This is a genomic window from Nocardioides sp. CCNWLW216 (assembly GCF_037120545.1).
GTDB classification, from domain to species: Bacteria; Actinomycetota; Actinomycetes; order Propionibacteriales; family Nocardioidaceae; genus Nocardioides; species Nocardioides lianchengensis.
This window is the reverse complement of record NZ_JBBBBJ010000003.1, coordinates 483,172-505,373: the sequence shown is the minus strand read 5'-3', so window position 1 is coordinate 505,373 and position 22,202 is coordinate 483,172. Positions and strand designations below refer to the sequence as shown.

Below are 22,202 nucleotides of genomic sequence, written 5' to 3'. Positions count from 1 at the left end.
GGTGGTCGAGTAGCCGCGAGGGACGAGCGGCGTCGTACGTCTTCGGTGGTCGAGTAGCCGCGAGGGACGAGCGGCGTCGTACGTCTTCGGTGGTCGAGTAGCCGCGAGGGACGAGCGGCGTATCGAGACCTACCGCACCGTCGTGTTCGAGTCGCGCCAGGACCGCTCGAAGGGCAGCCGCCAGGCGTGCGGGGCGATCAGCTGGTGGATGGCGTTGGGGCCCCAGCTGCCCGGCGCGTAGCCGCGCACCGGCGGCGGGTCGTTGAGCAGGGGGATCGACTTCTCCCACAGCGTCTCGATGCCGGCGGCGGTGGTGAAGAGGGTGTGGTCGCCGCGCATGGCGTCGTGGATGAGCCGCTCATAGGCCTCCAGCACCGAGGCGGACGACGACGTCTCGTGGGTGGCGAACTGCATCGACAGCTTCTCGAGCTTCATGCCCGGGCCCGGCTTCTTGCCGTAGAACGACAGCGACATCCGGGACTGGTCGGCCAGGTCGAAGGTGAGGTGGTCGGGGCCCTGGCGGCCGACGTTCGAGCCGGCCGGGAACATCGTGAGCGGGGGCTCCTTGAAGGCGATCGAGATGATCCGGGCGCCCTCGGCGAGCTTCTTGCCGGTGCGCAGGAAGAACGGCACGCCCGCCCAGCGCCAGTTGTCGATCTCGACCTTCAGCGCCACGAAGGTCTCGGTGTCGGAGTCCTCGGCGACGGCGGCCTTGCCGCGGTAGCCGTTGTACTGGCCGCGGACGACGTTGTGCGGCTCGATCGGCCGCATCGAGCGGAAGACCTTCAGCTTCTCGTCGCTGATCGGGTCCGGCGCCAGCGACGTGGGCGGCTCCATCGCCATGAAGGCCAGCACCTGCATCAGGTGGGTGACGACCATGTCGCGGTAGGCACCGGTGCCCTCGTAGAACGCCGTACGCCCCTCGAGGCCGAGGGTCTCCGGTACGTCGATCTGCACGTGGTCGATGAAGTTGCGGTTCCAGATCGGCTCGAAGAGGCCGTTGGCGAACCGGAACGCCAGGATGTTCTGGGCCGCCTCCTTGCCGAGGAAGTGGTCGATGCGGAAGACCTGGCTCTCGTCGAAGACCTCGTGGACCCGCGCGTTCAGCTTCTTGGCCGACTTCAGGTCGGTGCCGAACGGCTTCTCCATGATGATCCGCGACCGCTCGACCAGGCCGGCCTCGTCGAGCTGACGGATCACGTCGAGCGCGGCCTTCGGCGGCACGCTGAGGTAGTGCAGGCGGCCGATCTCCTCGCCGTGGCGGGCCAGCACCGCCTCGGAGGCGTGCACCGCCTCGGCCAGCGCGTGCGGACCGGCGCCCTGCGACACATAGCTCAGCATCTCGGCGAACGGCGCCCAGCGGGCGTCGGTCACGTCGCCCTTGCCGAACTCCTCGCAGGCGTCGCGGGCGATCTTCACGAACGTCTCGGTGTCGATCTCCTCCAGCGACGTCCCCACGATGCAGGAGTCCTTGAGCAGGCCGGCCTCGAAGAGTCGCAGCAGGCCCGGCAGCAGCTTGCGCTTGGCCAGGTCGCCGGTGGCACCGAAGAGCACGATGACGTGCGGTTGCTCCATGTCGTCGAGGGTAGTCACGCGGTGTTTCCTCCCGGTGTCGGTGTGTCGGCGTCGAACACCCGCAGCAGCCGCTCGGCCTTCCAGCGGGACTCGGCGTACTCCTCGGCCGCGGACGAGTGGACCGTGATGCCGCCCCCGGTGCCGAGTCGGTAGACCCCGTCGCCGGTGGTCGTGAGCGACCGGATGACCACGCCCAGGTCGGCGCGGCCGTCGGCGGAGACCCAGCCGAAGGCGCCGGCGTAGGCGCCGCGTGGGGTGTCCTCGACCTCCTGCACGATCTCCATGGTGCGCTGCTTCGGGGCGCCTGTCATCGACCCGGCCGGGAAGAGCGCGCGGACCGCGCCGAGGGTGGTCACGTCGTCGCGCAGCCGCCCGCGCACCGTCGAGACCAGCTGGTGCACGGTCGCGTACGACTCGACCTCCATCAGCACCGGCACCTCGACCGACCCGACCTCGCAGACCGTCGACAGGTCGTTGCGCAGCAGGTCGACGATCATCAGGTTCTCGCTGCGGAACCGCGGCTCCGCCGCCAGCTCCCGCCGCCGCGCGTCGTCCTCCGCCGGCGTCGCCCCGCGCAGGGTGGTCCCCTTGATCGGCTTGGTCTCGATGCTCCGGTCCGCCCCGACCACGGCGTACCGCTCCGGGCTGGAGCTCAGCAGCCACGCCCCGGCACCCGGTACGTCGTGCTGCAGGAACCCGGCGTACGGCGCGGGGTTGAGCTCGCGCAGCCGCAGGTACGCCGTCGCCGGGTCGAGGTCGGCAGTCACGTCGGCGCGGTAGGTCAGGTTGACCTCGTAGCTGTTGCCCGCGTGCAGGTGCTCCTGGACGCGGCCGAAGTGGGCGGCATAGGAGGCGGGTGCGACGTCCCCGGTCATCCGGGGCCGTGGGAGGTTCTCGGCCTGTCCCGCCCCCGGCTCGTGCTCGAACAGCCGCACGTGGCTCGGCCGCATCCAGACCGCGTCCGGCACGGTGTCCGAGGGGTACGCCGGCAGGTCGGCGCGGGCGGCGTACCCGAGGTAGCCGAACCACTGGTCGGTGGACGAGCCGGCGGCGAGCTCGGCCTCGAGGACGGCGAACGGGTCGTCGCCGAGCACCTCGGACCGCCCGGAGGCGTGCCGGACCACCTCGCGGGTGGCGGCCGAGTAGGTGAGCGAGACGTCGTCGGGCTCCAGCCAGCCGAGGAGCGACCTGCGCCCGGACCACTCGCGCGCGCCGCCGCCGTCGAGCCACACGCAGCGCGCGTGGGCGGCGGCGACGTCGCGGAACGCGAGGACGGGGTCCCCCACGGTCCCGTTCACGACAGCTCCAGGAAGTTGGCCACCAGCCGCGCGCCGTGCTCGGAGAGGATCGACTCGGGGTGGAACTGGACGCCGACGAGCGGCAGGTCCCGGTGGGCGACGGCCATGGTCAGCCCGGTCGACGCGTCGGTCGCGGTCACCCGCAGGCACGCGGGCAGCTCCAGGGCCGCCAGCGAGTGGTAGCGGACCGCCGCGAACGGGGCCGGTACGCCGGCGAACAGCCCGGCGCCGTCGTGCTCGACGCTCGCCAGCACGCCGTGCCCGGGCGGCACCCGGTCGACGCGGCCGCCGTACGACGTCACGAGGCCCTGCAGGCCGAGGCAGACGCCGAGCACCGGCCGGGTGCCGGCGAGCAGCACCTCGCGGCCGACCGCGAAGTCACGCGGCGAGGCGGGGTGGCCGGGTCCCGGCGACAGGACGACGTACTCGTGGCGGAGCAGGTCGGCGGCGTCCGCCTCGTCGTGCTGGACCACGCGGGGCAGCACCCCGGTCACGCCGGCGACGAGGTGGACCAGGTTCCACGTGTAGGAGTCGTGGTGGTCCACGACGACCACGTCCGCTCCGGCCACGGTCAGCAACCTACTGCCCCGGAAATAGGACGGACCCGGCGGCGCTGGGGGGCAGTCACCGTCGGGCCCGTGTTCCTGACCTCGTCACCCTAGGACCCAAGACGACTCCCGGGAACCCCAGGGAACCTAAGGAACCTAGGGAACCTAGGGAACCTGGGGAACGAGGAGGTCGGCGACCAGCTCGTGCAGCAGGTCGTAGCCGTGCTCGGTGAGGATCGACTCGGCGTGGAACTGGATGCCCCGGTAGTGCGGGCCGCGCAGCAGGTGCACGTCGCCGGAGTCCGGCTCGGTCTCGACGCTCACACCCGCGGGCAGCGCGGTCGCCGCGTCCACCCGGCCGACGAAGGTGTTGTAAAAGCCCACCCGCTCGGTCCGGCCGTCGATGGCCACCGGCGACTGGGTGCCCTGGAAGACGATGTCCTTGTAGGCCAGCGGGATGCCGAGGTGGTGGCAGAGCGCCTGGTGGCCGAGGCAGACCGCGAGGAACGGCCGCTCGGCCGCCATCAGCTCGGCCACGGCCGCGCGCAGCTGGGCCATCTTGGGGTCGTCGCCGTCACGCGGGTCACCCGGTCCGGGGCCGACGATCACCAGGTCGAAGCCGTCCAGGACCCCGGGCGCGTAGTCCTCGTGGCGGACCACCTCGCTGGTCATGCCGAGCACACCGAGGACGTGGCGCAGCATGTTCACGAAGTCGTCCTCGCCGTCGAGGATCACCACGCGCTTGCCGGCCAGGCCGGGGTCGGGCCGGGAGCCGCCCTGGTCGGTCAGCCAGAACCGCGACAGCCGCCGGTTGCGCTTGTTGAGCGCCAGCAGCACGTCCTCGTCGTTGACGAGCTCGGCCAGGTTCGTGGTCGGCACCGGGGCCGGCGGGACCAGGCCGAAGGCGCTGAGGATGCCGCCGGCCTTGGCGTGCGTCTCGGCGACCTCGTACGCCGGGTCCGAGTCGCGGACCAGGGTGGCGCCCGCGGTCACGGTCAGCCGGCCCTCCAGGTCGACGTCCGCGGTGCGGATCACGATCGGGCTGTCGAGCACCGGCTCGCCGTCCCCGTCGCGGCCCAGGATGGCCAGCGCTGCGCCGTAGTAGCCGCGGCCGACCGACTCGTACTGCTTGATCAGCCGGCAGGCGTTCTCGACCGGGCTGCCGGTCACGGTGGCGGCGTACATGGTGTCCCGCAGCACCTCCCGCGGGTCCCGGTCGGTCTGCCCGGCGAGGAGGTACTCGGTGTGCACGAGACGGCTCATCGGCTTCAGGAACGGGCCGAGCACCTGGCCGCCCCGGTCGCAGATGTCGCACATCATCTTCAGCTCCTCGTCGACGACCATGAAGAGCTCGTAGATCTCCTTCTCGTCGTGGAGGAAGTCGAGGAGCTGCTGCTGGGTGTCGCCCTCGGAGGGGATCCGGAAGGTGCCGCTGATCGGGTTCATCCGGACGTCGCCGCCGTGGATGGAGACGTGCCGCTCCGGGCTGGCGCCGATCAGGTAGCGGTCGCCGGTGAAGAAGACGTAGGTCCAGTAGGCGCCGCGCTCGCGCTCGAGGAGCCGCTTGAAGACGGTGAGCGCCCGCTGCGCGCCCCAGTCGGCGACGGTGGCGCGGTAGTGGCGTCCGATGACCAGGTTGGCGCCCTCGCCCTGGCCGATCTCGTCGCGGATGATCGCCTCGACGAGCTTGCCGTACTCCTCGTCGTCGGTCTCGAACCCGCCCCGGTCGGCGAACTCGACCCCGGTGTCGTCGATCGCCTCGACGATCTCGGCGACCGAGAACTCCAGCTCGGTCTCGACGTCGACCACGACCAGCGGGGTCCCGTCGTCGTGCGCCTCGAACCCGCGCTCCGCGACCTGGCGGAACGGGACGGCGAGCAGCCGGTCGGCGATGTGCCCGTCGGCCGGCACCCCGGCCTCCAGCGGCACGTCGAGGATCGACTCCACGACGGTACGACGCCCGCCGACCAGGCCGACGGTGTCGCGGTCGCCCGCGCGCGTGGAGCGCCGGATGATCGCCCAGGCCTCGTGCCCCTGGAGCGCGTCGATCGCGGCCCGGGCGTCACGTGAGGCAGTCATGGCGGAACTCTAGTTGTGCGGCGGGCCAGCACGGACCGCGCGCCGGATCCTGGGCGGGCCGGCCACCCGCGCGTACCCCCGAGCAGCGGGTTCGCTCGGGCCGCGGGGAGCAGGCCGCGCCCGGCCACCGACCCGCAGCCCACGACCGACCAGCCGGTGGCGGCGGGCTCGACAGGGACGCTCGGGCTGCGGGGGTTTCGACACGGTCGCTGCGCGACCTGCTCAACCACCGGAGGGCGGCGCGACCTGCTCAACCACCGGAGGGCGGCGCGGCCTGCTCAATCAGCGGCGGGCAGGTAGACCAGGCTCGGCGCCAGCCGGTAGCCGGAGTCGGCGACCCGCTGGAGGTCCTCGGCGGTGAGCCGCAGCCCGGTGACCACCTCGGCCATGGCCAGGCCGACAGCGACGGCGTCGGCGTCGTCCTCGGCGTCCTCGTCCTCCGGGTCCACCCAGGCGAGGTCGAAGAGGGGACGCAGCTCCGCCGGGACCGGGGAGGGGTCGTCGAGGAAGAGGTACTCGTCGTCGTCGAACACCACCTCCCCGTCACGGGCGCAGCCGAACCGGACGTGCGCCTGGATGTTGTCGCGGACCACCGCGACGCTCCGGCCGCCGGCGGAGAGGGCGCGCAGGGCGTCGAGGCTGGGATCGGCGTACCCGCTGTGCTCGACGGCGAGAACGCCGCCCTCCACGTCGGTGATCGCGTACGCCGAGAACTCCTCGTCGTCGGCCTCGGGGTACTCGGTCGGGTCCGCGGCCAGGTCGATGCCGAGCGCCGTGGCGACGTCCTGCTGGATGGCCCCGGCGACCACCAGCACGGTGAGGGACTCGGTGTCGAAGGGCCCCTCCGCGAGGAGGGACTCGTAGTGCTCCACGTCGGTCACGCCCAGGACCCTAGTCAGCGGTCGTCGCACGCCCGGAGCAGGGCGTCGCGCGCGTCGCCGTAGTCCTCGAGGCGCAGGGTCTGCAGGACCCGGCTCAGCTCCTGCCCGGCGCGGCCGAGGTCGTCCAGGTCGCCCTGGGAGTCCCCGGTCTGCCCGGCGCCCTGGGCGAGCAGGCCGACGCCCGCGACCCGGTTGAGCAGCCCGATCCCCGGAGGGTCGTCGCCGTCCTCGGTGTCGGGCAGCTCCGCCGGCAGCCGCTCGGCCGCCGCGCAGGCGAGTTCGGCGTCGTCCGAGCCGCCGGAGACCGCCCAGCCCACGCCGAACCCCACGAGCAGCCCCACGACCAGCACGACCACCAGCCCGACCACGATCCCGATGCGTCCCATGCCCCGCTCCCTCCCCGAGCGGGGGCGGCCGGAAACCGCGATCAGGAGATCGTGGTCAGCAGCTGGGTCGCGCGGGTGAGGACGACGTACAGCGTCGCCCGGCCGGTGGCCGACTCGTCCTCGATCTCCTGCGGGCGGACGACGACGATGCCGTCGAACTCCAGGCCCTTGGTGTCGAGACCCGTCAGGACGACGACCCGGTCCTCGCCCGACGGGGTCACCGAGGAGTCGATGGCCGCGCGGGCGCCCGGGGCGGCGTCGGCGAGCTCGGGCCAGGAGGCCAGCCAGGCGTTGACCTCCGAGCGGCGAGCGACAGGGACGACGATGCCGACCGTGCCGGAGACCCGGCCGGCGATCTCGACCACGGCAGACCGGGTCGCCGCCTCCACGTCGACCACGCCCTCGACGACCGTCGGGTGCTCGCCGGTGGAGCGGACGGCGGTCGGCAGGTCGGCGTCGAGCCCGACCCGCGAGGCGTACGCCGCCGCGTGCTCGTAGATCTCGGACGAGTTGCGGTAGTTGGTCGAGAGGTGGAAGTCGTGCTGGACCTTGCGCTCCAGCGCCTCGGCCCGGGCGGCGGCGGCCTCGGCCGGCACCGGCCAGGACGACTGCGCGGGGTCGCCGACGATGGTCCAGGAGGCGGTCCGTCCGCGGCGCCCGACCATCCGCCACTGCATCGGCGTGAGGTCCTGCGCCTCGTCGATGAGGACGTGGGCGTAGCCGTCGTCCTCGATGCTGTGCGTCGGCGGCGCCCAGGCGCGCCCGGTCGGGGCGTACTCCCGGTCGGAGGCGGTGAAGAGCTCCTGCAGGTCGATCGCGCCCTGGATGGCGGTCAGCGGGTTGTCGCGCTCGTCCTCGGTCTTGGCCGGGACGTCGCCGAGTGCGTAGCGCAGCTCGTCGATCAGCGGCACGTCCTCGACCGAGGGCGGGCCGCCGGCGGTCCACGACTTCAGCAGCAGCCGCTGCTCCTCGGCGGAGACCACGCCCTCCCCGACCCGGGCGAGGAGCTCGGGCTCGCGCAGCCAGGCGAGCACCGACGGGGCGTCGAGTGGCGGCCACCAGGCGGCCGCGAAGTCGAGGAAGGCGTCGTTGCCGAGCATCTCCTCGTCGAACGACTCCCGGCCCCGCTCCCGGCCGCGCTCGCCGCGGACCTGGCGCCACATCTGGTCGAGCAGCATCTGGGTCACCCGGGGCAGCTGGCGGTTGCGCCGGCCCTGGGACATCAGGTTGCGGCGCACCCGCCCGAGCACCCCGCGGTCGAGCACGATCGTGTCGTCGCGGTAGAAGACGCGGAACTCGGTGGGGCTGCCCGGCGCCTGCTGCCGCGCCGTACGACGGATCAGCTCGGCCATCCGCGCCGATCCCTTCACGTCGGCCACGGCCGGCTCGTCGTGCCGGCTGGCCTTGAGGCCGTCGACGACCTCGCCGAGCGAGCGCAGCGCGACGGCGGTCTCGCCGAGGCTCGGCAGCACCCGCTCGATGTAGCGCATGAAGACGCCGCTGGGGCCGACGACGAGCACGCCGCCGGTCTCGTAGCGCCGCCGGTCGTTGTAGAGGAGGTACGCCGCGCGGTGCAGCGCGACCACGGTCTTGCCGGTGCCGGGTCCGCCGGAGATCGACACGACGCCCTTGCCGGGCGCCCGGATCGCCTTGTCCTGCTCGGCCTGGATGGTGGCGACGATGGAGTGCATGGACCGGTCGCGGGCCCGCGAGAGCTGCGCCATCAGCGCGCCCTCGCCGACGATCGGCAGGTCGACGCCGTCCTCCTCGAGCGCGGCGGCGTCGAGCAGCTCGTCCTCGACGCCGGCGACCTTGCGGCCGTCGGAGCGCAGCACCCGGCGGCGGATGACGTGCTGGGGCTCGGCGGCCGTGGCCTGGTAGAACACCGCGGCCGCGGGCGCGCGCCAGTCGATGAGGAGCGAGTCGCGGTCGGCGTCACGCAGGCCGATGCGGCCGACGTACCGCGGCTCGGGGTCGAGACCCGGCCGCAGGTCCAGCCGGCCGAACACCAGGCCCTCGTGGGCGGCGTCGAGCTGGGCGATCCGCTTCGCGGCCTGGAAGACCATCGCGTCCCGCTCGACCAGCCCGCCCTCGTGGCCCAGGCGGCCCCGCTCGTGCCCCTCGCGCGCCAGCTCCTGCGCCGCCTTCGCCGAGTCCTCCAGCTGGAGGTACACCCGGTCGACGAACGCCTGCTCCTGCGCGATCTCCCGGGACTCCGTTGCCTCGTCCGTCAACGCTGCGTTCCCCTCCGCACCCACGTGCCCTGCCCTCTTCTCGCCGGTCCCGGACGGGACGCGGCAAGAGAGCAACTCTATCCGGCGTCGGGGCATGCCCGACGCCAGTTTCCCAGACCGTTACACGGGTGGTCGTCAGCTCTTCCTGCGGCTCAGGAACGCCGTCATCGCCGCCTTCGCCTCGTCGGAGCCGAAGAGGCGGGCACTGAGCGCGGCCACCTCGGGGCCGCGAGCGTCCAGGTGGGCCACCAGGTCGCGGTTGAGCAGCGCCTTGGTCTCGCGCAACCCCTGGGGCGCCCCCGTGACCAGTGACGCGACAACCCGGTCCACGGCCGCGTCCAGCCCGTCGACGGGGACCGCCTCCGTCACCAGCCCGTACGACGCCGCCTGCGCCCCCGTGAACACCTCGCCGCCCAGGGCGGTGAGCGCGGCGGCCCGCGAGGTCAGCCGGGGCAGCACGGTCAGCGAGATCGCGGCCGGGGCCAGGCCGAGCTTCACCTCGGTCAGCGCGAAGGTGGCGTCCTCGGCGGCGACCACGACGTCCGCCGCCGCGACGATCCCGATGCCGCCGGCCCGGACCGCTCCGTGCAGCCGGACCACGACCGGCTTGGCCAGGGTGAGCAGCTGTCGCTGGAGCCGGACGATGCTCAGCGCACCCTCCTCCATGCTGCCGCCCGCGGCCTCCGCCAGGTCGGCGCCGGAGCAGAAGACCTTCCCGGCCGCGCGCAGGACGACCACCGTGGCCGCCGGGTCGCCGTCGGCCCGCTCGAGACCGGCGAGCAGCTCGGAGACCAGCTGCCGGGAGAGGGCGTTGCGGTTGTGCGGGGAGTCGAGGGTGAGGGTCGCGACGCCGTCCTCGACGGCGTAGTGGACCAGCTCGGCAGTGACGTCGCTCATGCCGCGCATCCTGCCCCACGCCAATCCGTCCGGGCCGTCCGCGACGAACACCTCCCATGAGGACACGTCTCGCGTACGCAGGCTTCGGGGTGCTGGCCACCCTGGTGGCGGTCGCACTCGCCCACCTGGTGGCCGGTCTGACCGACCCGGCCGCCTCCCCCGTCCTGGCGGTGGGCTCGCAGGTCATCGACCTGACGCCCACGTCGCTGAAGGAGTGGGCCATCCAGAACTTCGGCACCAAGGACAAGCCGATCCTGATCGGCTCGGTCTTCGCCGGCGTGCTGGTCCTGGCCGCGATCGCGGGCGTGCTCGCCCGGCGCCGGCTCGCACTCGGCGCGGGCCTGCTGGTCGTGCTGGTCGTCGTGGCCGGCGCGGCGACGGCCAACCGGCCCCAGTTCGAGACCCTCGACCTGCTCCCGAGCCTGGTCGCCGCGATCGTCGCCGTGGCCGCGCTGTGGTTCCTCGACCGCACCTTCCGGCGCGGGTCCGCCGCGGCCGCCCCGCACGACGCGATGGCCGGGGCCACCGGCTCGGCCGGCGACCCCGACGTGGTCGACTCCGCCGAGCGGCCCGCACCCGCCCGCGGCGCCAGCCGGCGCGGCGTCCTCGTCGCGACCGCGGTCCTGGCCGCGGCCGCCGCCGTCGTCGGCGGTGCCGGCGAGTGGATCGCGCGCGTGCGCACCCGGATCTCGAACGTCGACCTCCCCGCGGCCGCCGACCCCGCCCCGCCCCTCCCGCAGGGCATCGAGGGCAAGATCGAGGGCATCACGCCGTTCCAGACCCCGAACGGCGACTTCTACCGCGTCGACACCCGCCTGACCCTGCCCGTCATCGACCTCGACGACTGGACGCTGACCATCGACGGCGACGTCGACCAGGAGGTCAGCTTCACCTTCGACGAGATCCTCGAGATGCCGATGGTCGAGCGCGACATCACCATGACCTGCGTCTCCAACGACGTCGGCGGCAAGTACGTCGGCGCCGCGCGCTGGCTCGGCGTACCCCTGAAGGACCTGCTCGACCGGGCCGGCATCGACTCGACCAAGGCCGACCAGATCTTCAGCGAGGACGTCGAGGGGATGACGATCAGCACCCCGCTCGACCTGGCCATCGACGGCCGCGACGCGCTGCTCGCGGTCGGCATGAACGGCGAGCCGCTGCCGCTCGAGCACGGCTTCCCGGCCCGGATGGTCATCCCCGGCCTCTACGGCTTCATCAGCGCGACCAAGTGGATCACCCGGATGACGCTGACGACGTACGCCGAGCAGGACGCGTACTGGACCAAGAAGAAGTGGGCCACCGACGCCCCCATCAAGATCTCCAGCCGCATCGACACGCCCAAGTCCCTGTCGACCATCGACCCCGGCGAGACGTTCATCGGCGGCGTCGCGTGGGCCCAGCAGCGCGGCGGCGTGGCCAAGGTGCAGGTGCGCATCGACGGCGGGTCCTGGCAGGACGCCACCCTCGGCCCGGACGCCGGCAACGACTACTGGCGCCAGTGGTACCTGCCCTGGGACGCCGACTCCGGCCAGCACGCCCTCGCGGTCCGCGCCATCAGCGGCGACGGCGAGACCCAGACCCCCGTGCGCGCGAAGCCCTTCCCCGAGGGCTCCAGCGGCGTGCAGGAGACCCGCGTCACGGTCTCCTGACCAACTTTTTCCGATCCGGACCAATCCGGTCCGGGCCCCACCCCGAATCACTCACGTAATCCCACCGACGGAAGGCATCACCATGAAGCTCCAGACCCTGCGCCGCACCGGCGCCCTCGCGACCGCCGCGATCACGCTCTCCGTGGGTCTCGCCGCCTGTGGCAGCGACGACAGCAGCAGCAGCGCGAGCGACGACACCAGCTCCAGCTCCAGCGCCCCGTCCGAGGAGACCAGCCCCTCGGAGGACGCCGGCATGGGCGAGACCGACGCGGCCGCCGACACCTACGGCCCCGCCTGTGGCGACATCCCCACCGACGACAGCGCCGCCTCGTTCAGCGGCATGGCCGCCGAGCCGGTCGCCACCGCGGCGAGCGCCAACCCGCTGCTCAGCACCCTCGTCGAGGCGGTCGGCGTGGCCGGCCTGGGCGACGCGCTGAACTCGGCCGAGGCCCTGACCGTCTTCGCGCCGGCCAACCCGGCCTTCGAGGCGATGGACCAGGCGACCCTCGAGGCCGCCATGAAGGACCCGAAGCTGCTCGGGACCGTCCTCAGCCACCACGTGGTGCCGGAGCGCATCAGCCCCGACCAGCTGTCGGGCGAGTTCGAGACGCTGGCCGGCGACAAGCTGACCATCGAGGGTGAGGGCGAGGAGGCGACCATCGGCACCGAGGGCGCCACCGTCCTGTGCGGCAATGTGCAGACCGCCAACGCCACCGTCTACATCATCGACACCGTCCTGATGCCGGCGATGTGACGATCCCCGTCACCAAGGTCTTGACCTGAGACGCAAGGATCATCACGTGGACCCCTTACGGCCCGTCTCCGACGCCCCCTCCCCTGCGGAGGGGGCGTCGGCGGCCCCCGACCTCGCAGAGCTGCTGAAGCTCTCCGGGCGTGGGGACCAGGGCGCCTTCAGCCAGCTGTACGACGCCGTCTCGCCGCGCGTCTTCGGACTCGCCGTCCGGGTCGTCCGCGACCGGGCGCAGGCCGAGGAGGTGACGCAGGAGGCACTGCTGGAGATCTGGCGCACGGCCAGCCGGTTCGACCCCGATCGCGGCAGCCCGCTCGCCTGGATGCTGACGATCGTGCACCGCAAGTCGGTCGACCGGGTCCGGTCCGCAGAGGCGTCCACGCGTCGCGACACGTCGTACCACCAGCAGAACCAGCCGGTCGACCACGACGCGACCGCCGAGGCGGCCCACGCCTCGCTCGAGGCCCGCCGGGTGCGCACCGCGCTCGGTAGCCTCACCCCGGTCCAGCGCGAAGCACTGGAGCTCGCGTACTTCGGGGGCTACACGCACACAGAAGTGGCAGGCTTGCTCGACCTCCCGGTCGGCACCGCCAAGACCCGCATCCGAGACGGCCTGATCCGGTTGCGCGACACGATGGGAGTTGGGGGCGCATGAGCATCGACATCCACGCCCTCTCCGGGGCGTACGCCGTCGACGCGCTCGACGACATCGAGCGGGCCCAGTTCGAGCGGCACCTCGCCGACTGCCCGGCCTGCCGGGCCGAGGTGGCGAGTCTCCAGGAAGCCAGCGCGCTGATGGCTGAGACCGTCCTGGAGGCGCCGCCCGCCGGGCTGCGCGACCGGGTGCTCGCCGACATCGCCACCGTGCGGCCGCTGCCGCCCCTCGTGACGGGTTTGGTCTCCGGAGAGGCGGTGGCGCGTCGGCCCGCGCGCCGTTGGTTTCCCGGACTGGTCGCTGCCGCTGCGGTGGTGACGGCCATCGGCGTCGGCGTCGGCGTCACCCAGCCCTGGCAGGACGAGAGCTCGCAGGTCCAGCTCTCGGCCGTGGACCGGATCAAGGCCGCCGACGACGTGCAGTCCTTCAGCAAGGACTTCCCCGACGGCTCCTCGGCCACGCTCTACCGCTCGACCTCGATGAACAAGGCGGCGGTCGTCACCAAGAACATGGCCGACGCACCCTCCGGCAAGGTCTACGAGCTCTGGCTCCAGCACGACGACAAGATGGTCGCCGCCGGGCTGATGCCCGACGGTCCCGACAACGTGGTCGAGCTGTCCGGGGACCCCGCGACCGCCGATGGCTTCGGCATCACCGTCGAGACCGACGGCGGCTCCACCAGCGGTGAGCCCGAGGGCGAGGTCGTCGCGGTCGTCGGGTTCGATCAGGCATGACCGGTCAGCACCACCGCCGCGTGGCGGTCGTCGGCTCCGGCGTGGCCGGCCTGGTGGCCGCCTACGTCGCCTCGCGCAGCGCGCAGGTCACGCTGTTCGAGGCCGACGACCGTCTGGGCGGGCACGCGGACACCCACCTGGTCCAGGACGGCGACGACCGGCTGGCCATCGACACCGGGTTCATCGTCCACAACGAGCTGACCTACCCCGTCCTCCTGCGCCTGTTCGCCGAGCTCGGCGTCGAGACCCAGGAGTCGGAGATGTCGATGTCGATCAGCGACGCCGGCACCGGCCTGGAGTGGGCCGGCGCGCTCGGCCGTCAGGGCGTGCTGCCGACCCCCGGGCACCTCGCGAACCCCCGCTACCTGCGGATGCTCACCGAGATCCCGCGCTTCCACCGTCGCGCGAAGGCGCTGCTGGCCCGGCCCGGGGACGACCTGACGCTGCGGGCGTTCCTGGAGGTGGGCGGCTTCACACCGTACTTCGCGCGACACTTCATGGAGCCGCTCGTCGCCGCCGTCTGGTCCTGCGACCCGGCGGTGTCCCTCGACTACCCGGCCCGCTACCTGTTCTCGTTCCTCCAGCACCACGGGATGCTGAGCATCTTCGGCTCGCCGACGTGGCGCACGGTCACCGGCGGCTCCCACGAGTACGTCGACCGCGTGGCCGCCGCGCTCGCCGCCGCCGGCGCGGAGGTCCGCACCGGCACCAAGGTCACCTCGCTGCTGGAGACCCCGACCGGCGTCGAGCTCACCGACGGCAACGGCGTCGTCACGTCGTACGACGCGGTCGTGGTCGCGACCCACCCCGCGCAGGCCCTGGCCCTGCTCGCCGAGCCGACCCCGCGGCACACCGAGGTGCTCGGCGCGATGCCGTACTCGCCGAACACCGCGCTGCTGCACACCGACACCTCGCTGCTGCCGCGCCTGGAGCAGACCTGGGCCTCGTGGAACTTCCACCGGCCGGCCGAGGAGCGCGACGGCGTGGTCGTCACCTACGACCTGACCCGGCTGCAGCGCCTCGACACCGACACCCACTACCTGGTCACCCTCGGCGGCGAGCACCTCGTCGACCCGGCCCTGGTCATCGACCGGATGGAGTACGAGCACCCGCTCTACAACCCCGCCTCGGTCGCCGCCCAGGCCCGGCTGCCCGAGCTCGACACCGACCGGGTCGCCTTCGCCGGCGCCTACCACGGCTGGGGCTTCCACGAGGACGGCGCGCGCTCCGGGCTGGCCGCTGCGGAGCGGCTCGGACTGTCCTGGCCGGCCGCTGCTCCGGTGGTTGAGGAGGTTGCGCAGCAACCGTCTCGAAACCCAGTAGGTCGACGGACGGGCCCGACCATCGCTGCTTCCCGGCTCACCGGGTTTCGAGACGGTCGCAGAGCGACCTCCTCAACCACCGGGGCCGTCCTCTATGACACGACGATCCGGCACACGCGGCGCACGCCGTTCCAGCGGAGCTTCACGCACCGCTCGCACACCTGGCTGGTCGACCTCGACGACCTGCCCGACCACGGCGCCCGGTCCTGGCTGCTCGGCAGCTTCGAGGCCCGCGACCACCTCGGCTCGCCCGACCGCTCGATCCGGGAGAACGTCGACGCGTTCCTCGCCGACGCCGGCCTCGAGCGACCGGCCCGGGTGCTGATGGCGGCCCACCCGCGCACCCTCGGCCACACGTTCAACCCGATCTCGGTCTTCTGGTGCCTCGACGCTCGGGGCGGCCAGGTCGCCACCGTCGTCGAGGTCCACAACACCTACGGCGACCGCCACGCCTACCTCGTGCACCCCGACGAGCAGGGCCGCGCGAGCACCGACAAGGCGATGTACGTCTCGCCGTTCCACGGCACGGACGGCCGCTACGAGCTCGCCGTACCGCTGCCGGGCGACCAGCTCCGGGTGGCCGTCACCCTGCACACCGACGACGGAGCCGCGTTCAGCGCCTCGCTGGACGGCCGGCGGTCCTTTGACAGCCCACGGCGAGCGGCGGGCGCGGCGCTGAGGGGCGCCGTGCTGATCCGGGTACACGGCGTCTGGCTCTGGCTGCGCCGCCTGCCCGTGCACCGCCGACCCGCCCACCACCAGGAAGGAGTGTCATGACGCTCGCCCCCGCCCGCACCGCCACCACGGACCCGTGGCCCGGTCTCCACGACGTCCCGGTCGGCCCCCGCGCCGCCGTGGCCGCCCGGATCGCGCGACGGCTGTTCAGCGCCGCCGTCAACCGGCTCGACGTGACGGTCCACCTCGGCTCCGGCGACGACGCGCAGCAGCTCGGCCGCGGCGGCCCGGTGGCCGTCGTGCACCGGCCCGACGAGTTCTTCGCCCGGCTGGGCCGCGACCAGCTTATCGGCTTCGGCGAGGCCTACCTCACCGGCGCCTGGGACGCGGAGGACCTCGGCGGCTTCCTCACCGTGCTGGCCGCGGAGATCACCGACCTGGTGCCGAAGCGGCTGCAGAAGCTGCGCTCGTTCATCGTCGCGCGCCCGCCGCGCAAGGAGCTGAGCAGCAAGCAGAACTCCCAGCGCAACATCGCGCACCACTACGACCTCTCGAACGACCTGTTCGAGCAGTTCCTGGACCCGACGCTGAGCTACTCCTCCGCGCTCTTCGAGGGCGACCCGGCCACCGCCGTACGCGCCGATCTCGAGACGGCCCAGGGCCGCAAGATCGAGCGGCTCCTCGACCTGGCCCACGTCGGCGAGGGCACCCGGGTGCTGGAGATCGGCTCCGGCTGGGGCGAGCTGGCCATCCGGGCCGCCCGCCGCGGCGCCCGGGTCCGCACCATCACCCTGTCGGTCGAGCAGCAGACGCTGGCCCGCGAGCGGATCGCCACCGCCGGGTTCACCGACCTGGTCGACGTCGACCTGTGCGACTACCGCGAGGTCACCGGCCAGTACGACGCCGTGCTGTCGATCGAGATGATCGAGGCGGTCGGCTGGCAGTTCTGGCAGACCTACTTCGAGACCATCGACGCGGTCCTCGCGCCCGGCGGCCGCGCCGGCATCCAGGCGATCACCATGCCGCACGACCGGATGCTGGCCACCCGCAACACCTGGACCTGGATCAACAAGTACATCTTCCCGGGCGGCTTCCTGCCCTCGGTCCACGTCATCGACCAGGTGACCCGCAAGCACACGTCGCTGCGCCTCGAGCAGCAGCTGTCGATGGGCCAGCACTACGCGGCCACGCTGCGGATGTGGGACGAGACCTTCCTGGCCGGCTCCCAGGACGTGCTCGACCTCGGCTTCGACCCGATGTTCCTGCGGATGTGGCACTTCTACCTGGAGTACTCGCGCGCCGGCTTCGCCTCCGGCTACATCGACGTCAACCAGATCGTCCTCACCAAGGCGGCCTCGTGAACGTTGCGAGCACCCTGGCCGAGGCCGCTCGCCCGTTCGTCGGCGGCGACCTGCCCGTGCGGCTGCGCGCGTGGGACGGCTCCGAGGCCGGCCCGGTCGACGCCCCGCTGGTCGAGCTGCGCTCGCCGGACGCCGTACGACGGCTGCTGCGGCACCCCGGCGAGCTCGGGGCGGCGCAGGCCTACGTCACCGGCGAGCTCGAGGTGCACCACGACCTCGACGACGCGCTGACCCACGCCTTCGCGGTCGCCCGCGAGCGCGGCCTGCCGAAGCGGCCGTCGCCGGCCGACCTCGCGCGGGCCGTGCGCGCGGTGGCCGGGCTCGGCCTGCTCAGGCTCCCGCCCACCGCCCCCGCGTCGCAGGCCAGGATCCGCGGGCGGCTGCACAGCCCGCTGCGCGACCGGCGCTCGATCAGCCACCACTACGACCTCTCCAACGAGTTCTACTCGCTCATCCTCGAGGAGTCGATGGCCTACTCGTCGGGCTACCACGCCTCGCCGTCGGTGTCCCTGGAGGAGGCCCAGCGGGCCAAGCTCGACCTGGTCTGCCGCAAGCTCGGGCTCTCGTCCGGCTCGACGATGCTCGACGTCGGCTGCGGCTGGGGCTCGCTGTCGCTGCACGCGGCCGAGCACTTCGGCGCGCAGGTCGTCGGCGTGACCATCGCGGCCGAGCAGAAGAAGTTCATCGACGCCCGGATCGCCGAGCGGGGTCTGCAGGATCGGGTGCAGATCCGGCTTCAGGACTACCGCGAGGTCCCCGAGCGCGACCACTTCGACGCGGTCGGCTCGATCGAGATGGGCGAGCACGTCGGGGAGGGCAACTACCCGACGTACGCCTCGGTGCTCGCGCGCTCGGTGCGGCCGGGCGGCCGGGTGCTGGTCCAGCAGATGTCGCGCACCGGCCGCTGGCCCGGGGGTGGACCGTTCATCGAGTCCTTCATCGCCCCCGACATGTACATGCGCCCGGTGGGCGAGACCGTCGCGTACCTGGAGAGCGGGGGGCTCGAGGTCCGCGACGTGCACGCGCTGCGGGAGCACTACGTGCTCACCGTGGCGGGTTGGCTGGAGCGGTTCGAGAAGAACCTGCCCCGCCTGGTCGAGCTCGTCGGCGAGGAGGTCGTCCGCGTGTGGCGGCTCTACCTCGTCGGCGGCTCGATGGCCTTCCGCGACGGCCGGATGGGCGTCGACCAGATCCTGATGGTCCGCCCCGGCGGCCCGCACTCGCTGCCTGCGGTGCGTGACTGGTGAGCGTCCTCGTCGTCCTGGTCGCCGGCCTGGTGGCCGTGGTGATCGGGATGGGCGCGGCCGCCGTCCGCGCGCAGCAGCTCAACAAGGTCGCCGTCGTCGACATCGCCTGGGGCGCGGGCTTCGTGCTCGTCGCCCTGACGTCGGCCGTCGTCGGGACCGTCCTGGACGACGGGTCGGCGTGGAAGCGCTGGCTCGTCACCGGTCTGGTCGCGGTCTGGGGGCTCCGGCTCGCCTGGCACGTGCGCGGCCGCGCCATCGGCGAGCACCAGGGCAAGGAGGACCCGCGCTACGCCGAGATGCTCGGCGGATCGCTTGCCGAGGTCGGCATGGCGACCGCGCTGCGGCGGGTGTTCCTGGTCCAGGGCCTGGCCCAGTGGCTGGTCGCCGGACCCGTGATGGTCGGGGCGGTCCTCGGCGCGTCGTGGTGGCCCGCCGTGGTCGCCGGCGTGGTCGTCTGGGGCGTCGGGCTGTTCTTCGAGGCGGTCGGCGACCGGCAGCTCGCGGCCTACAAGGCGATCCCCAAGGAGTCGCGGCCCCAGGTCATGGACTCCGGGCTCTGGGGCTGGACCCGGCACCCCAACTACTTCGGCGACGCGACGGTCTGGTGGGGCATCTGGCTCGCCGCCGGCCTCGGCTCCGGTTGGGTCGCCGGCCTGGCCACCGTCGTCTGCCCGGCGATCATGACGTTCTTCCTGGTGCAGGTCACCGGCGTGCGGCTGCTCGAGAAGACGATGATGCAGCGGCCCGGCTACCCCGAGTACGCCGAGCGGACCTCGGCGTTCGTGCCGCTGCCGCCGAAGCGCGGCTGAGCGAGGCGGTGTCCTACTTACCCGGATATCCGGGTAAGTAGGACGTTCCCGGGCGAAGCTTCCCCCAGGAACGTCAGGTTCTCCCCGAGAGGTACGACGCCCTCAGGCCTCCGGCTCGCGCGGCTGCTCCTGCGCCTCGCGCTCGAGACGCTTCTTCTCGTCGTACGCCCGGCGCTGCTGCTCGGCCCGCTCGCGCACCTGCCGCAGGAACTCCGCGTCCTTCTCCGGGTCGGCGGCGGCGAACCGGCCGCGGCGCTCGTACTCGGAGAAGCCCGGCGCGGCGCCCTGCTCACGGGTGAGCGGCGCCTCCTTCGCGGGGCGCCCGGCGAGCAGCCAGGCCAGCGACCCGACGAACGGGAAGAGCAGGACGATGATGATCCAGGCGACCTTGGGCAGGTGGCGCACCCGGTCGTCGCGGGTGCCGATGCAGTCGACGAGGCAGTAGAGCCACAGCACGAAGCCGAGGACGAGCGGCAGGAACCGGATCATGGCCGGAAGTGTGGCGCATCTCGGCAGTCCCGGTCAGGCGAATCCGTTCACTCTCCCGTTGAAGAGGCCGCCTAACCTGGCGCGGTGACCACCGAGGAGCTGCCCGAGGAGCTGGTCCGGCTCGCGTCGGCCGACAACTTCCGCGACGTCGCCGGACCGGGTGCCGGCTACCCCACCGCCGACGGCTCGACCGTGCGACGCGGCGTCTTCTTCCGGGCCAACGAGCTGCGGCTGACCCACGAGGACGCTGCCTCGATCGCGGCCCTCGGCGTGACCGGCGTGCTCGACCTGCGCAGCCAGCACGAGATCGACGTGCACCCCGACATCGAGATCCCGGGCGCCACCTGGTCGCACGTCGACGTGCTCGGCATCCCCATGGACGAGATCTCGAACCTGCCCGACCGCGCGGCCGCCGTCGCGATGATGGAGCGGGTCTACCGCGGCTTCGTCGAGGACGACGCCACCCGCGCCGCCCTCGGCCGGGTGCTCACCACCCTCGCCGGCGACGGCGTCCACCTCTTCCACTGCAGCGCCGGCAAGGACCGGACCGGCTGGACCGCGGCCCTGCTGCTGCACCTGGCCGGCGTCGCCGACGACGTGATCGAGGCCGACTACCTGCTCACCAACACCTACGCCGAGTCCAGCCGCGCGGCCGTCCTGGCGCAGATCGTCGAGCACCTCGGCCCGGACAAGGCCGAGGTCTACCAGCCGGTGCTGGTCGCCGACGCCGACTACCTGCGGACGTCGTACGCCTCGGTCGAGCGGGGGTACGGCGACCGCGACACCTACCTGCGCACGGGGCTCGGGCTCGGGGACGACGTGCTCGACGCGCTGCGGGCCAAGCTGCGGGGCTAGTCCCCCGGCCGGCTGATCGGCCGGGTCGGCTCCGGCTCGGACGACTGTTCGGACGACGGCTCGGGCGACGGCTCGGGCGACGGCTCGGGCGACGGCTCCGGCTCGTCCTCGGCCATCACCGGCTCGACGGCGTCGTACTCCTCGGGCGGGTCGGGGCGCCGGCGGGGCTTGGGCTGCCGCTCCTGCCAGACGACCGAGATGTCCTCGTAGGCCTTGTGCCGCTGCATCCGCGCGTACGACGCGTAGGCGCGGCGGTCGGCGTCGGTGAGGTCGACGTGGTCGGTGACGATCGTGAGCAACGCGCGCGGCCAGAGTCGGCGGGCCAGGACGACGTTGACCTCCATGCCGAGCACGCCCATCACGGCGGCGACCCAGAGCAGGCCGATCAGTCCGAGGACGACCGCGAAGGTCTCGTCCATGCCCTCGGCCTCGGCGATGACGCCGGTGACGTACGCCGTGCCGATGCTCTGCAGGCTCTGCCACATCAGCGCCACGACGAACGCGCCGGGCAGCACGCTGCGCAGCTGGTGGGTGCGGGCGGCGCCGAGGCGGAGCAGCAGCGCGAGCACCAGCGTGACCAGGAGGACGGTGACCACGACGATCGGCCAGCGGTACGACGCGAACTCGCCGAACACCTCGGTCTGGCTGAGCAGGGCCGAGACGATCGAGAGGCCGAGCAGCGCGACGCCGGCGGTGACGAGCAGCAGCAGGCTGCGCAGCCGGAGCAGGACCGGGTTGGGCCGGCTGTTGCGCGGGATGGCCCAGGCCTGGTTGAGCGCGTTCTGGATGGCCTGGCCGAGCCCGAGCGCGCCGTACAGGGCGACCAGGCCACCGACGACGGCGCCGGTGGTCGAGCCCTCGAGGCCGTTCGGGCGGCCGAGCTCGTCGCCGATGATCGGGAACTGGGCGAGCGCCGAGTCGAGGATCCGGTCCTGCAGACCCGCGTTGCCCTGGAGGATGAAGCCGAGGATCGAGGTGCCGAGCAGCAGCAGCGGGAAGATCGCGATGAACGCGTAGTAGGCGATGATCGCGGCCAGGTAGTTGCCCTGGTCGTCGAGGTACTTGTAGAAGACCGCGAGCGGGAAGCCGACGACCGGCACCTTCTGCTGACCGCGGTCGACAGCGTCGATGACCCGGCCCACAGGCACAACCTACTGGCTCAGCCGCCCGATCAGCTCACCCGCGAGCAGCAGGGCGCCGGGCAGGTTGCCCACGAGCAGCACCACCCCGAGCTCGGCGCGCCGCTGCCAGCCCCACGCCGAGGCGGCCAGCGCCAGCGCCAGCGCGGGGACGACGGTGCCGCCGCCGACCGCGTTGGTGGCCCAGGTCAGCCCGACGCCGAGGGCCAGCGGGTAGCCGATCCAGGGCGGCCGCGGCCGCCCGCGCATGGTCGCCGCGAGCGCGGCCACGACCAGCGCGACGCCGGCGTACCAGATCGCGTGACCGACCACCTCGTCCCACACGTGCGCCGTCGGGCCCGGCTCGGTGTTGGCCAGCGAGTTGCCCGCGAGGTGGATGCCGTGGCCGTTCGCGTAGGCCAGCGCGCCCATCCCGAAGAGCAGCCAGGTCCGGCGGTCGGCCTCCGCCGCGACCATCGTCCAGGCCGCGGGCGCGAGCACCAGCCAGGGCACGAGCAGGTCCAGCCAGTCCGCCCAGCGGGTGCCGTCGGGGCCGGCGCCGAGGCCGTCGGGGAGCAGGCCGAGGTGGTGCAGGACGCCGTACGAGAGCGCGGTGGTGGCCAGCGCCCGTGCGTACAT

The 22,202-nt window shown here is 72.7% G+C and carries 20 protein-coding genes; 9 read left to right on the top strand and 11 right to left on the bottom strand.

Annotated elements, in window-relative coordinates:
- Window positions 1–129 precede the first annotated feature (129 nt).
- From zwf to V7S47_RS10075, 8 genes are all read right to left on the bottom strand, one after another.
- On the bottom strand, window positions 130–1,575 hold the full coding sequence (gene zwf, locus V7S47_RS10110) for a glucose-6-phosphate dehydrogenase (RefSeq protein ID WP_336561441.1): 1,446 nt from the start codon (window positions 1,573–1,575) through the stop codon (window positions 130–132).
- Between the two features lie 14 nt (window positions 1,576–1,589).
- Window positions 1,590–2,873 (bottom strand): anthranilate synthase component I family protein, encoded by a 1,284-nt coding sequence (locus V7S47_RS10105; RefSeq protein WP_336561440.1) that lies wholly within the window; start codon window positions 2,871–2,873, stop codon window positions 1,590–1,592.
- On the bottom strand, window positions 2,870–3,442 hold the full coding sequence (locus tag V7S47_RS10100) for an anthranilate synthase component II (RefSeq protein ID WP_336561439.1): 573 nt from the start codon (window positions 3,440–3,442) through the stop codon (window positions 2,870–2,872). The genes V7S47_RS10105 and V7S47_RS10100 overlap by 4 nt, the downstream gene beginning before the upstream one ends.
- 144 nt (window positions 3,443–3,586) lie before the next feature.
- A complete protein-coding gene (locus V7S47_RS10095) occupies window positions 3,587–5,500 on the bottom strand; it encodes an anthranilate synthase family protein (RefSeq protein WP_336561438.1) in 1,914 nt (637 codons plus the stop codon).
- Between the two features lie 278 nt (window positions 5,501–5,778).
- Window positions 5,779–6,381 carry a DUF6461 domain-containing protein gene (locus V7S47_RS10090; RefSeq protein ID WP_336561437.1) on the bottom strand — a complete coding sequence of 201 codons (603 nt, stop codon included), beginning with the start codon at window positions 6,379–6,381 and terminating at the stop codon, window positions 5,779–5,781.
- A 14-nt stretch (window positions 6,382–6,395) separates the two neighbouring features.
- The gene (locus V7S47_RS10085; protein ID WP_336561436.1) at window positions 6,396–6,767 is read right to left on the bottom strand and encodes a hypothetical protein; all 372 of its coding nucleotides are present in this window, start codon (window positions 6,765–6,767) and stop codon (window positions 6,396–6,398) included.
- Between the two features lie 41 nt (window positions 6,768–6,808).
- Window positions 6,809–9,001, bottom strand: coding sequence for a HelD family protein (locus tag V7S47_RS10080; RefSeq protein WP_336561435.1), 2,193 nt, complete (start codon window positions 8,999–9,001; stop codon window positions 6,809–6,811).
- A gap of 135 nt (window positions 9,002–9,136) precedes the next feature.
- Window positions 9,137–9,898, bottom strand: a complete 762-nt coding sequence (locus V7S47_RS10075) for an enoyl-CoA hydratase-related protein (RefSeq protein WP_336561434.1) — start codon at window positions 9,896–9,898, stop codon at window positions 9,137–9,139.
- A 56-nt stretch (window positions 9,899–9,954) separates the two neighbouring features.
- Between V7S47_RS10075 and V7S47_RS10070 the strand changes: the two genes are divergently transcribed.
- The 8 genes from V7S47_RS10070 (at window position 9,955) to V7S47_RS10035 (ending at window position 19,101) form a co-directional block, all read left to right on the top strand.
- Complete coding sequence (locus V7S47_RS10070; RefSeq protein ID WP_336561433.1) at window positions 9,955–11,547, top strand: molybdopterin-dependent oxidoreductase; 1,593 nt, start codon at window positions 9,955–9,957, stop codon at window positions 11,545–11,547.
- 82 nt (window positions 11,548–11,629) lie between these two features.
- Entirely contained in the window at window positions 11,630–12,301 is a 672-nt protein-coding gene (locus tag V7S47_RS10065; protein ID WP_336561432.1) for a fasciclin domain-containing protein, read from the top strand.
- Window positions 12,302–12,347: 46 nt separating this feature from the next.
- Window positions 12,348–12,953, top strand: a complete 606-nt coding sequence (gene sigK / locus V7S47_RS10060; protein WP_336561431.1) for an ECF RNA polymerase sigma factor SigK — start codon at window positions 12,348–12,350, stop codon at window positions 12,951–12,953.
- Entirely contained in the window at window positions 12,950–13,687 is a 738-nt protein-coding gene (locus V7S47_RS10055; protein WP_336561430.1) for an anti-sigma factor, read from the top strand. The genes sigK and V7S47_RS10055 overlap by 4 nt, the downstream gene beginning before the upstream one ends.
- On the top strand, window positions 13,684–15,786 hold the full coding sequence (locus tag V7S47_RS10050; protein ID WP_336561429.1) for an FAD-dependent oxidoreductase: 2,103 nt from the start codon (window positions 13,684–13,686) through the stop codon (window positions 15,784–15,786). The genes V7S47_RS10055 and V7S47_RS10050 overlap by 4 nt, the downstream gene beginning before the upstream one ends.
- Window positions 15,783–17,045 (top strand): cyclopropane-fatty-acyl-phospholipid synthase family protein, encoded by a 1,263-nt coding sequence (locus tag V7S47_RS10045; protein WP_336561428.1) that lies wholly within the window; start codon window positions 15,783–15,785, stop codon window positions 17,043–17,045. Before V7S47_RS10050 ends, V7S47_RS10045 begins: the two co-directional genes overlap by 4 nt.
- Window positions 17,042–18,292, top strand: a complete 1,251-nt coding sequence (locus tag V7S47_RS10040) for a cyclopropane-fatty-acyl-phospholipid synthase family protein (RefSeq protein ID WP_336561427.1) — start codon at window positions 17,042–17,044, stop codon at window positions 18,290–18,292. Before V7S47_RS10045 ends, V7S47_RS10040 begins: the two co-directional genes overlap by 4 nt.
- Window positions 18,289–19,101, top strand: a complete 813-nt coding sequence (locus V7S47_RS10035; protein ID WP_336561426.1) for a DUF1295 domain-containing protein — start codon at window positions 18,289–18,291, stop codon at window positions 19,099–19,101. The genes V7S47_RS10040 and V7S47_RS10035 overlap by 4 nt, the downstream gene beginning before the upstream one ends.
- 102 nt (window positions 19,102–19,203) lie before the next feature.
- Here the strand turns inward: V7S47_RS10035 and V7S47_RS10030 are convergent, their stop codons facing one another.
- Window positions 19,204–19,590: a PLD nuclease N-terminal domain-containing protein gene (locus V7S47_RS10030; RefSeq protein ID WP_336561425.1), complete on the bottom strand. Its 387-nt coding sequence runs from the start codon at window positions 19,588–19,590 to the stop codon at window positions 19,204–19,206.
- 84 nt (window positions 19,591–19,674) lie between these two features.
- On the opposite strand from V7S47_RS10030, the gene V7S47_RS10025 reads away from it, so the two are divergent.
- Window positions 19,675–20,445, top strand: a complete 771-nt coding sequence (locus tag V7S47_RS10025) for a tyrosine-protein phosphatase (RefSeq protein WP_090851050.1) — start codon at window positions 19,675–19,677, stop codon at window positions 20,443–20,445.
- On the opposite strand, the gene V7S47_RS10020 is transcribed toward V7S47_RS10025, so the two are convergent.
- Window positions 20,442–21,587: a YihY/virulence factor BrkB family protein gene (locus tag V7S47_RS10020; protein ID WP_336561424.1), complete on the bottom strand. Its 1,146-nt coding sequence runs from the start codon at window positions 21,585–21,587 to the stop codon at window positions 20,442–20,444. The genes V7S47_RS10025 and V7S47_RS10020 overlap by 4 nt on opposite strands.
- Window positions 21,588–21,596: 9 nt before the next feature.
- Window positions 21,597–22,202, bottom strand: coding sequence for a hypothetical protein (locus tag V7S47_RS10015; RefSeq protein ID WP_336561423.1), 606 nt, complete (start codon window positions 22,200–22,202; stop codon window positions 21,597–21,599).

Excerpts from the sequence above, each read along its gene's own strand:
- V7S47_RS10070 (WP_336561433.1), top strand. The coding sequence starts at position 9,955 with ATGAGGACACGTCTCGCGTACGCAGGCTTCGGGGTGCTGGCCACCCTG.
- V7S47_RS10095 (WP_336561438.1), bottom strand. The coding sequence starts at position 5,500 with ATGACTGCCTCACGTGACGCCCGGGCCGCGATCGACGCGCTCCAGGGG.
- V7S47_RS10065 (WP_336561432.1), top strand. The coding sequence starts at position 11,630 with ATGAAGCTCCAGACCCTGCGCCGCACCGGCGCCCTCGCGACCGCCGCG.
- V7S47_RS10055 (WP_336561430.1), top strand. The coding sequence starts at position 12,950 with ATGAGCATCGACATCCACGCCCTCTCCGGGGCGTACGCCGTCGACGCG.
- V7S47_RS10075 (WP_336561434.1), bottom strand. The coding sequence starts at position 9,898 with ATGAGCGACGTCACTGCCGAGCTGGTCCACTACGCCGTCGAGGACGGC.
- V7S47_RS10050 (WP_336561429.1), top strand. The coding sequence starts at position 13,684 with ATGACCGGTCAGCACCACCGCCGCGTGGCGGTCGTCGGCTCCGGCGTG.
- V7S47_RS10030 (WP_336561425.1), bottom strand. The coding sequence starts at position 19,590 with ATGATCCGGTTCCTGCCGCTCGTCCTCGGCTTCGTGCTGTGGCTCTAC.
- V7S47_RS10085 (WP_336561436.1), bottom strand. The coding sequence starts at position 6,767 with ATGGGACGCATCGGGATCGTGGTCGGGCTGGTGGTCGTGCTGGTCGTG.
- V7S47_RS10045 (WP_336561428.1), top strand. The coding sequence starts at position 15,783 with ATGACGCTCGCCCCCGCCCGCACCGCCACCACGGACCCGTGGCCCGGT.
- zwf (WP_336561441.1), bottom strand. The coding sequence starts at position 1,575 with ATGGAGCAACCGCACGTCATCGTGCTCTTCGGTGCCACCGGCGACCTG.
- V7S47_RS10015 (WP_336561423.1), bottom strand. The coding sequence starts at position 22,202 with ATGTACGCACGGGCGCTGGCCACCACCGCGCTCTCGTACGGCGTCCTG.